Here is an 11,355-nt window from a genome sequence, read left to right on the forward strand (position 1 = left end):
CTAATTCATCACCCAAATAGGGTCAGCGGCACACAAGATAAAATCATAGCACTCATCGTTTTACAACGGCACTATCCTTTCCAAAACTGTCACGTAAATCAAGGGTTTTAGCACTTAAATTTCTGAAACTATCACCCAATGATTAACATCATCACTCAAGCCAAAAGTTTAGCTCCCAATCACTACATTTAGCACCAAACCCATACCAAGTAATAAAATGAATGAAAAACCTCTAGCACTCAATGGAAAACTTCGTCACGCAAACAGGATAAGCAGCACCGAACCTTTATATTAAAGAAAATTAATAAAAAACGATCGTTACTCAATGAAACATTACCTCATCCATACAACGAGAATCGTAACAGCCACCCTTCCCAAAGATAAAATAACCTTACTTAAGATGACACCTCAAAACAAAACAAACAATCCTTTTTACTTCAATCCTTCAGCGACCATCTATATAATAGTAAGAATAAACAGGGAAGACATATCTTCCTCATAAAAGGGTGGGTTCAATGATAACAATCAGAAACGCAATGGAATCTGACATTAAGGATATCCGAGAAATTGCTATTAAGACATGGCATCATACATACAAAGACTTGATACCAGAACAAGTACAAGACCAGTTTCTAACAAGAGCATACTCTGACGAAATTTTAAAAAACAGAATCAAGGAGTCTTTATTTTTAGTTGCAAAACAAGAAGACAATGTCGTTGGATTTGCTAATGTCTTTCAACAAGATCAAACAGCAGAGCTAAGTGCTATTTATATCTATCCAGAATATCAAGGCAACGGGATAGGGACTAAGTTATTTAATAAGATTATTTCATTATTAGATTCTACTAGTAAGATTTTTGTTGATGTGGAAAAAGGGAATCAGGTAGGGGAAGAATTTTATCGTTCCAAAGGATTTCAGGAAGTCAAAGAATTTGAAGATAATCTGTTCGGCCATACCTTTCAAACAAAACAATTAGTATTTATTCTTTAAAGTGTAAATGAGGAGGTATATTAATGGATCTTCTGCATTTTCTATCTTTTTTAGGTGTAGCGTTACTCTTAACCATTATGCCTGGTCCTGATATTTTGTTTGTAATAGCTCAAAGTATTTCTCAAAACAAAAAAGCAGGAATCTCAACTGCTCTAGGGCTGTGTACCAGGCTACTTGTTCACATAACAGCAGTAACACTCGGAATATCAGCTCTTATCTATCAATCTGTCACAGCATTTACCATCATTAAATATGCTGGTGTAGCCTATCTTCTTTATATGGCTTGGCAATCTTTTCGAGAAAAAGAGAATAGTATAAAATTAGAAGAACATCAAAAATTAGATTATACATCTTTATATAAAAAAGGGATTCTCATGAATATACTAAATCCAAAAGTTTCCCTTTTCTTTTTAGCTTTATTACCACAGTTTGTTGTTAAACCTATGGGATTTGTGCCTCTTCAGATGCTTCTACTAGGCATAATCTTTCTTGTTCAGGCGTTCTTCATTTTTACGATTGTAAGTATTTTCTCTGAAAAAACAAAACAGGTTCTCGTTCGGAGTTCTTTTCTCTCCAAGAACCTCCATCATGTGAAAGGATCTATATTAGCCATTATTGGGATTCAAATTGCTTTCAGCAGCAAATCATAAGGTTATTAGAACTTTTTTAGAAAAACATAACTAACTTTATCATAGTCCATTTTTTCTTCATAGAATCGATGTACATTGGTACGTTGTAATCCAGAGGATAATGAAATACATTCATATCCTTCTTTTTTTGCCAATTCCTCAATATGCGTAAGTAAAAGTTCACCATATCCCTTTGAACGTGCACTTTCGTCTGTTACCAAATCACAGACCCAAATAAACCTTCCATTGTAAAGTGTGATCATAGGTATAAATCCAATGACAGCAACAATTTGGTCTTCTGAAAATAGGGCAAATAATCGATACCCATCCTTCTGAGAAGCTTCTTTCACCAACTCTGTATATGAAGTTTCATTCAAATGTGTTCGAAGCTGATTCATCACCGGAAATGCTTTTTTCCATTCTTCAATAGTAACTAACTCTTCAATAACTATATTATTATCACTCATATAAGTTTCCACCTTTAGTAAAGAATTGAAAATATTCTATCACGAAAACATCAAATAACGAATGAGGCTAATGTAGGATGAGAAAAGATAAAAAGTGAGCAACTTTTTTGGTTTTTTTCTTCCATGCAATTAACATAGATGAAGAACGGTACTCTAATGGGCCTTTAGGAGGTATAGATAATGAACGATTTAAAAGGGTTGCATCATGTAACTGGGATTACTAGTAGTGCAGAGAAGAATTATGAATTTTTCACATATGTATTAGGAATGCGGCTAGTTAAGAAAACTGTCAATCAAGACGATATCCAGACCTATCACTTATTTTTTGCCGATGATGTTGGTAGTCCAGGGACTGATATGATGTTTTTTGACTTTCCTGGGATACCCAAAGGAAAGCATGGAACAGATGAAATATATAAAACATCTTTTCGTGTGCCTACAGATGATGCTCTCCAATATTAGGAGAAACGTTTTGATAGATTAAAGATAAAACATGAAGGAATTCAAGAGCAGTTTGGGAAAAAGACAATTACATTTGTTGATTTTGACGATCAACAGTATCAATTGATTTCAGATCAAAACAATCAAGGGGTAAAATCCGGAACACCATGGGAAAAAGGACCCGTACCTTTGGAATATGCCATAACAGGGTTAGGGGCACTTTTTGTTCGAGTGGCAAACTTTGACTATTTTAAAGATATGGTTGGAAAAGGTATTACTATTTAGGGAGATAAATCAAGATGGTCTGTTTCATCTATTTGAGGTAGGAGAAGGCGGAAACGGTGCCTAGGTAATCGTTGAACACAACTCAGTTTTACCTCCAGCAAGACAAGGATTTGGAACTGTCCATCATGCTGCTTTTCGAATTGAGAATCGCAAAGAATTGGATTCTTGGGATGAACGATTGCAAGGCTTCGGATTTCAAACGTCAGGATTCGTCGATCGCTTTTTCTTCAAATCTCTTTATTCAAGGGTTGCTCCCCAAATTTTATTTGAATTTGCAACTGATGGCCCAGGATTTATGGGAGATGAGCCATATGAAACTCTTGGAGAAAAACTTTCCTTACCCCCATTCCTAGAATTAAAACGAAAAGAGATTGAGGAGTATGTACGACCAATTGATACAGTAAGAAGTACCATAGAATTTACGAAAGAATAAAAACATAAACGTGGTTCTTTATGTATCACGTTTATTGTATTTTTTGTTGGAAAAACTTTATATTTATGATTAACTAATAACATGAGTCGTTTCGACAAATATATCATTTAGTTTTGAAAATAGGAGATGTGCTATGGAACAAAATCAGACATTGGCAAACCAAAAATTTATCCCTATTATTCTAGGTGCTAGTATTGGGGTGTATAGTACAGCGAGATCTTTTTATGAGGCCTATGGGACGATATCAATTACAATAAGCAGAGCTTTAATTGGACCAATCAATCACTCAGTCATAGTTCATTCCGTTATTGAACCAGATATGGAAGAAGAAATGAGCTTAGTAAGTTGCTTAAAAGAAATTAATAAAGCCTATCCTGGAATTCCTAAGATTGTGATTGGAAGTGACGACTGGCAGGTTGAAATGGTCGTATCGATAAGAGGCCAACTTCAGGAAGAAGAATGGATTATTCCTTATACTACACAAGATGTGTTACATAGAGTCATCGACAAGTCCAAATTCTATGGTCTATGTGAAGAGCTTGGAGTAGATTATCCTAAATTTATGACCATAAAGGAAGAAAAGGCAGAGGATATAGACCTTCCTTTTCAATTTCCTGTTATTATCAAACCTACTAGTCGTGTGCAATGGGAAATGGTTAAATTTGAAGGGAAGAAAAAAGTTTTTACTGCACAGGATCGTAACGAATTTAATTATATTATTACCATAATTAGAAATGCAGGCTATTTGGAAGAATTAATCATTCAGGAATTCATTCCTGGAGATGATACAGCCATGCACATCTTAACTCTTTACACGGACCAAAAAGGAAACACTAAGATGGCTTCTTTTGGACAAACCCTTATCGAGGACCATACCCCTGGTGGAATTGGAAATCCTGTGGCCATTCTTACTTTCCGCAATGATGAGGTTGTGGAGCAGGCTAAAAAGATTGTGAATCATGCTGGATATACAGGATTTTCAAATTTTGATTTAAAATATGACGAACGAGATGGGAAATATAAGTTTTTTGAATTAAATCCTCGTCTCGGAAGAAGTAATTATTATGTAACCGTAGGAAAAAACAATCCAGTTAGATATTATGTCAATGAGTATGTCGACCAGAAGGAAATGGATTATACAGTTTCTGACCATGAGGCCATATATACCATTGTTCCTAAACGCTTATTATTAAAATCCATTAAATCCGTTCAGTTAAGGAATAAAATCAAATCCTTGTACCGACAAGGACAAGCTAAAAATCCTATGTATTATTTCTCAGTAGAAAAAAATTTGAAAAGAATCTTTTATGTGACAGTCGCAACGTTCAATTACTACAGAAAGTTTAAAAAGTATCCGCCATTGTAAAATAGTTAAAAAGCCACCATTAAGGTGGTTTTTTATTATATCAAAATATCTTAATTTGCTGATAAACCGCTTACAAGTAATAGTTCACCTTATTGTCACACTTCTTAATATTAATAAGTGAGGAAAATCACTTGTTTCGTTGTCTGGTTTTGTTATTTTAAAATAGTGTAAAAAGCATCTTGATCAAAATATTGAGAGAAAAAGGAGGAAGAAAAATGAGTATGTTTTGTTATCAATGTCAGGAAACTTCCAAAGAAACAGGTTGTACCATTGTCGGAGTTTGTGGAAAAAAAGATGACCTAGCGAATATGCAGGATTTATTAATTTATACTGTAAAGGGGTTAGCAATTATAAATTCGAGTGCTCGCCAATATGGTTTGAATAAGAAAGAGGTTAGTTCTTTTATCGTTTCAAGTTTATTTATGACTATTACAAATGCAAACTGGAGTAAACGTAACTTCTTTCAACAAGTCCGACAAGGGCTAAGTTTAAGAGATGATATAATGAATTCCCTGGAAGAAGCAGGTCACCCAATTTTAAATCAAAATGATTACATAAAGTGGGCCGGGAAGTCTGATTTTGAACTAGAGGTTAAATCAGCAAGTCAAGAAGTAAGTATTTTAGCAACAAAAGACGAAGATATTCGTTCATTAAAAGAACTTATTACCTATGGTCTAAAAGGGATGGCGGCATATTTAGAGCATGCAGGACATCTAGGATATGAAGGCGAGGAACTTAACGAGTTTATGGAGCGCGCTCTTGCTCAAATAACAAATGATGAGGCAACAATGGAAGAATTAATAGCATTAGCTATGGAATGTGGAAAATATGGAGTATCTGCCATGGAGTTGCTAGATCAAGCCAATACGTCTACCTATGGAAATCCTGAAATATCTAAGGTGAATATTGGAGTAAGGAATAATCCTGGTATTTTAATCAGCGGACATGATTTAAAAGATTTAGAACAACTTTTAGAACAATCAGAAGGTAAGGGTGTAGATATTTATACACATAGCGAAATGCTCCCTGCTCATTATTATCCTGCATTTAAAAAGTATAGTCACTTTGTAGGAAACTATGGAAATGCATGGTGGCAACAAAATCGAGAGTTTGATAGTTTTAATGGACCTATCTTAATGACAACTAACTGTATCGTACCTCCAAAAGCATCCTATATGGAACGCATGTATACGACAGGTGTTACTGCGGTTGATGGAGTTACTCACATCGAGAAAAAAGAAGATGGCGCAAAGGATTTCTCAAAGATAATAGAGCACGCTCTTACTTGTGAACCACCTACCGAAATAGAAACGGGTGAGATTGTAGGAGGATTTGCTCATCATCAAGTTTCTCAACTAGCTGATCAAGTCGTAGATGCAGTTAAAAACGGAGATATTAAGAGATTCTTTGTCATGGCTGGATGTGATGGAAGACATAAGTCAAGGACTTATTACAAAGAGTTTGCTGAAGAACTTCCTACAGATACTGTTATTTTGACTGCGGGTTGTGCAAAATATCGTTACAACAAACTAGAATTAGGAGATATAAATGGAATTCCTCGTGTTCTTGACGCCGGACAATGCAATGACTCATATTCATTGGTTATGATTGCCTTGAAACTAAAAGAAGCCTTTGGATTAGAAAGTGTGAATGAGTTACCTTTATCATACAATATCGCTTGGTACGAACAAAAAGCAGTGATTGTCTTTTTATCATTACTCCACCTCGGAATTAAAAATATTCATGTTGGACCAACATTACCGGCCTTCTTGTCTCCAAATGTCACTAAATTCTTAGTAGAAAACTTTGGAATAGGCGGAATTAGTAGTGTAGAAGAAGATATGGACATGTTTATGAACGTAAACTAATTAATTAATTAATTAATCGAAGAGACTGGATCAATCGTCCAGCCTTTAAAAAAGACTACACTCATTCAACTAAGCAATGGATTTTCTGCTCTCTATCTCTGTAAGATTCCCTTTCCTCCTCTCAAATTCTTGAAAAAGTTCTTGAGAGGAGAGTTCGTCATTTTGTTGGATCCCTACGAAAGTAGAAAGCTGACCAACCCAAAAACTTGTAGTTTACCAAAGAAAATGAATTAAAAAAAAATGGCAACAGGCAGGGTCCAACTTATCAAATAACAGGCAGCGTCGTTAAATTAATACATCGCGTTCCATCGCTTTAAAATTGTGTAGCTGTAGTTTATATCAAAACTACCTCAGTAAAGATTCAACGTCTTTCAGTTCTAGTGAGTAAGCCAACCAATTAAGAATTTAAAAAAACTACTTTGATAGGGGATGGATTTATCATTCTCTTCTTTCTCTCAAAATTAAGAAGATTTTCTTAAAAAATTCACTTATGCTAGGGCCTTATCATGTTCATTCCTTATACAACATGATAAGGTCTTTTTCTAACTATTGATCATTTCCTGGGTAAGCGCAACTTTAGACATAGTAAAATATAACCTTGTCGTAATAGCTGTATTTTTGTATCTTAATATTGTAGGAAAAAAATAGAAATTGTCGAAGTTACGAGATTGCTAGAATGGTAGTAATTGAACATGAGGTGAAGGTCTTGAAAATAAATAAATGGTTATTACCGATTATCCCATTGTTGATTGCTTTCTTTTTCTTTGGGACAACCGCTATAGGAGACAGCAGGGAAGAAGCGGCTAGTATGAGTACAATGGGAACTTCTAATCATAGTGGAAAAGATTTTAACAAAAATAAATTTACAGCAAACGTTCAAAATAGTATTAAATTTTTAAAAGAAAAAAAAGCACAAAAATTAAAAGAGGAAGAAGAACGTTTCCGTATAGAGCAGGATCGACTAGAGAAAGAAAAGATAGAACAAGAGAAGAACCAGGAAGAGGAGCAAAAACGTTTTGAAGAAGAGAAAAGGGCTGCTAACCTCAAAGTTGAAGAAAAAAGAAAAAATCAGGAAACTGATGATCAAACAAAATCTGAAGCGGTTCAAGAGAAGAAACAAACAACAACATCTAAGGATTATTTGAATTACCCAGGTTTTAGTTTCTATGAAAGTGAAATTGTGAAATATACAAATATCGAACGAGCTAATAATGGGTTGTCAGAATTAAAGATAGATACTAAATTAAGTGAAATTGCTTGGTATAAATCGAGGGATATGCATGAATTTGATTATTTTGATCACCACAGTCCAACATACGGTTCGCCATCTGAGATGATGAAAAGCTTTGGAATTTCTTATAAAGCTGCTGCTGAGAATATAGCATTAGGCTACGATAATGCTCAAGATGTAGTTACAGCATGGATGAATAGTGAGGGACATAGAAGAAACATATTAAATCCGATCTACACCCATATTGGTGTTGGTAATGTTCCAGAAGCCTATTTATCTACACAAATATTTATAAAAAAATAATAGGAGAAATTAGAGTTCTCCTAGAAGATGTGACCTTTTCCACAGAATATATTTTGTACATATGATATCCTAAAATAAAATAAAGTTCCTGAGTCATAAACAAAGATGGAGGGTATTATAAATGAGCTGTACATGTACAAATGATCTTACAGAAGGTGTGCAAGTTGTTGATCACGTGAAAAGTAAAGGAAAAGATAAATTAAGACCTAGAGTTATGCACGAGATTCAATGTGATTGTGGCGAAACATTTCACTTGCAAACAGTTATAATGAATTGTCCAAAGTGTGAGATGACTTATGCAGTAACTCCATGTGGTTCTGCGGATATTGAAAACGTAAAACAAGCAGGAATAAAATACGCTTAATTCGTAATTGGTTTTAAAGTAAAACTCATAATAAAAGCACAAGCGCCCTTCGAAACAAAAAAATCGCTAGTATCTTCGAAGTAGCTTTCCTTCGAGCTATTACTCGGGGCAAAAACTTCGAAGATCACTTGATGAAGGTTTTTCGCTGGAGTTAGACAAAATTTACGCTTATCTTGTAAACAGGTGGATTCCAATCCACCTGTTTTTTGTTTACAATAGTTAATAAGATAATATATAGTTACTTTTTTACAATTATAAATTTGACCAATTTCTTAAAGATATAATAGATTATATTAAACAGTGAGGAGAGAATTTATGTCTAAAAATAAGGCGGCTTTTTTTGATATTGACGGTACATTTTATCGTGATTCGTTATTGATTGAACATTTCAAAAGACTTATAAAGTATGAAATCATCTCACCATCCGTTTGGCATGAAAAGGTCAAACATACTTTCCAGGATTGGGATAAACGTCAAGGGAATTATGATGCTTATCTACTTGATGTAAGCATGGTCTACGTTGAACATTTGACGAATATAGCTAAAGAAGATATTGAATTTATTGCAAAGCAAGTGATTCGTCTTAAAGCTGATCGAGTGTATAAGTACACAAGGCAACAGATTCAATGGCACCTAGAAAGTAATCATAAGGTGATATTCATATCAGGTAGTCCTGATTTTTTAGTGTCTAAAATGGCCGAAAAATATAACGCTACTGACTACTGTGGTTCAACGTATTATATAGATGAGGATGGGTTTTTTACAGGTAAAATTCAACCGATGTGGGACTCTGTTAACAAGGAAAAAACCATAAAAGAAATGGTAGAAAAGCATAATATCGACTTAACTCAAAGTTATGCTTATGGAGATACTAATGGGGATTTAGCCATGTTAAAACATGTAGGGAATCCAGTTGCTATTAATCCTGCAAAAGAATTATTAACGGCAATTTCAGAGGACCAAGATCTTAACAAAAAAACTAAAATTGTAATCGAAAGAAAAGATGTAATATACACGGTGGATCCTAAATCAAAGACTGTAACATTCAACTAAAGTAGAGTTTAACCAGGAGGTTACCAAGTGGAAAGTCACAACAAGTATAGTAGAGAATGTGCAGCACTTTTAGATAAAGAAGACCCAATTAAGCAACTACAGAGATGAATTTTACATTAAAAAGGAACGTATTTATTTAAATGGACACTCATTAGGATTGTTATCAAAAAGAGCGGAACAGTCTGTTTTTGATATTATGGCTTCCTGGAAGGAACTTGCCATTGATGGATGGACAGAAGGAGAGTATCCATGGTTTTATTTATCAGAAACACTTGGAGGACAGATGGCTTCTCTAGTAGGAGGAAATGAAAATGAGGTTATTGCACTGGTTCTACCACATCTAACCTTCATCAACTCATCGCAACATTTTATGAGCCAAAGGGAAATAGAACAAAAATATTAGCAGATGAAATTACTTTCCCTAGTGACATTTATGCGTTGAAGAGTCAATGATACTCATTTGGAAGACGGAAATGATAGATATGAAAGTAATATTATGATTATACACAATGGTAATGAAGGTCAAAAGTCAGCCCAATCTTGGTGGGCAATAAATTTCTTTGATACTATGAACTGGTAAAATTTAGGCAGTGATTACCTAAGCGCTTAGCCGTTAGGTATATTATCTAAATCTTGTTTGAGAGCTTTTACTGAATTAAAGTTTTTATTTGATGTAAAAAATTTATTGTTTTGCGGATCATCTTTATCATTTATAACACCCGAAACAATTTTTAGATTCTTAGAAATGCTAATTTCAGCATCATGTGTTTGTTCTCCATCATTAAATAAAGCATATCCATTGTAAAAGCCACTACCGTAATCTTTTTTTAAACTAATTTTATCAAATGTAATTGTTCCTTCTAACTCCTCGGTGTGTATCTTTAACTCTCCATTTTTTAATTTTCCTGATTCAAACGTTAAATCATTTACCTCGATTTTACCCTCTTTAATCCACGTTCGATCATTGTTATAAAATAAAGTATCTAAGGTTTTTTCTTCGAACCTATTTGTGTTTGAACTCGGAGAGTCTGCGAAAGAGGTTACTGGTAAAAGAAGAGATACCAATAACAAAGTTATGAGACTATTCAACAAAAATTTCTTCATAAAAACTTCATCTCCCTTAATTTTGTTTATAAAATAGATTACCTTTTAGGTAATTTATTTATTGTATAATTGGTTAAAGGGAGGGATTATTTTGAAAAAGAGTATAATTTTAACTTTAATTACTGTTGTATTTTTATTGATTGCACTTGCTTTTGTCTTTATTCAAAATTCATCAGTTAGCAAAGCATTAAACACTCAAGGGTCAATTCTTGAAGAAATTACTATTGATGACGATACAAGGTTAGTACTTTATGAGGAAAATGATTATATAAAAGTAAAAGGCTTTGAAAAGAGTATCTATGGCTGGAAAGAAAAAGGTTCAAGTTCCTTTGTTGTTAGAAATAAAGATACAGCATTCACATTAAACAATATTGGAACGTTTAAAATGGACGAAAACGGCATCAATATACTTTTTGGATTTGTTCCTTCAACTGTTGAATCTCTTATTTTAAAAAAAGAGAATAAAGAAATTAATATAAAAGTCAACGCCTATTACTGGTATATGCTTGGTGATAATAAAACAATGGATTTTGAAGAATTTAGAGTTATCTATAAGGATGGCACTCATAAAGAGTATCCTTTTGATTAAAATTAACTTCTACTATCGGGGATAAGAGACAAAAGTTTCAAGAATCAAGGATTCAAAATTTAAATTACAAGGGAGAGGGAATATGAAAAAGATTACTATTTTAAGTGTTTTGTTTTCATTGCTCATGACTTTGTTGATTTTCCAGTAAACGCACAAACTTTGCCTATGGATGGACAATAAAACAGAAAAATATAATCTGATTATCCATTTAGCTCAGTTTCCTCTTTTCA

10 protein-coding genes and 2 pseudogenes are annotated in these 11,355 nt (G+C 33.8%); 10 read left to right on the forward strand and 2 right to left on the reverse strand.

Annotated features, from left to right (window positions below):
- The first annotated feature begins 515 nt into the window (after positions 1–515).
- Both RZN25_17045 and RZN25_17050 read left to right on the forward strand, forming a co-directional pair.
- On the forward strand, positions 516–992 hold the full coding sequence (locus RZN25_17045) for a GNAT family N-acetyltransferase (GenBank protein MEQ6378521.1): 477 nt from the start codon (positions 516–518) through the stop codon (positions 990–992).
- 23 nt (positions 993–1,015) lie between these two features.
- Positions 1,016–1,642 (forward strand): LysE family translocator, encoded by a 627-nt coding sequence (locus tag RZN25_17050; protein ID MEQ6378522.1) that lies wholly within the window; start codon positions 1,016–1,018, stop codon positions 1,640–1,642.
- 5 nt (positions 1,643–1,647) lie between these two features.
- On the opposite strand, the gene RZN25_17055 is transcribed toward RZN25_17050, so the two are convergent.
- Complete coding sequence (locus RZN25_17055) at positions 1,648–2,088, reverse strand: GNAT family N-acetyltransferase (protein MEQ6378523.1); 441 nt, start codon at positions 2,086–2,088, stop codon at positions 1,648–1,650.
- Positions 2,089–2,268: 180 nt separating this feature from the next.
- On the opposite strand from RZN25_17055, the pseudogene RZN25_17060 reads away from it, so the two are divergent.
- From RZN25_17060 to RZN25_17090, 7 genes and pseudogenes are all read left to right on the forward strand, one after another.
- A pseudogene (locus RZN25_17060) lies at positions 2,269–3,247 on the forward strand (ring-cleaving dioxygenase).
- A 133-nt stretch (positions 3,248–3,380) separates the two neighbouring features.
- A complete protein-coding gene (locus RZN25_17065) occupies positions 3,381–4,613 on the forward strand; it encodes an ATP-grasp domain-containing protein (protein ID MEQ6378524.1) in 1,233 nt (410 codons plus the stop codon).
- 221 nt (positions 4,614–4,834) lie between these two features.
- Complete coding sequence (gene hcp, locus RZN25_17070) at positions 4,835–6,481, forward strand: hydroxylamine reductase (GenBank protein MEQ6378525.1); 1,647 nt, start codon at positions 4,835–4,837, stop codon at positions 6,479–6,481.
- A 706-nt stretch (positions 6,482–7,187) separates the two neighbouring features.
- Positions 7,188–8,015, forward strand: coding sequence for a CAP domain-containing protein (locus RZN25_17075; GenBank protein MEQ6378526.1), 828 nt, complete (start codon positions 7,188–7,190; stop codon positions 8,013–8,015).
- 121 nt (positions 8,016–8,136) lie between these two features.
- Positions 8,137–8,379: a hypothetical protein gene (locus tag RZN25_17080; protein MEQ6378527.1), complete on the forward strand. Its 243-nt coding sequence runs from the start codon at positions 8,137–8,139 to the stop codon at positions 8,377–8,379.
- A gap of 315 nt (positions 8,380–8,694) precedes the next feature.
- On the forward strand, positions 8,695–9,432 hold the full coding sequence (locus RZN25_17085) for an HAD-IB family hydrolase (protein MEQ6378528.1): 738 nt from the start codon (positions 8,695–8,697) through the stop codon (positions 9,430–9,432).
- A gap of 27 nt (positions 9,433–9,459) precedes the next feature.
- Positions 9,460–9,882 (forward strand): annotated as a pseudogene (locus RZN25_17090) (kynureninase).
- Between the two features lie 156 nt (positions 9,883–10,038).
- Here RZN25_17090 and RZN25_17095 read toward each other — a convergent pair.
- A complete protein-coding gene (locus RZN25_17095; GenBank protein MEQ6378529.1) occupies positions 10,039–10,536 on the reverse strand; it encodes a hypothetical protein in 498 nt (165 codons plus the stop codon).
- Between the two features lie 91 nt (positions 10,537–10,627).
- Here RZN25_17095 and RZN25_17100 point away from each other — a divergent pair, with 91 nt between their 5' ends.
- Entirely contained in the window at positions 10,628–11,125 is a 498-nt protein-coding gene (locus RZN25_17100) for a hypothetical protein (GenBank protein ID MEQ6378530.1), read from the forward strand.
- The last annotated feature ends 230 nt before the right edge of the window (positions 11,126–11,355 follow it).

Source organism: Bacillaceae bacterium S4-13-56 (genome assembly GCA_040191315.1).
GTDB lineage: Bacteria > Bacillota > Bacilli > Bacillales > JAWJLM01 > JAWJLM01.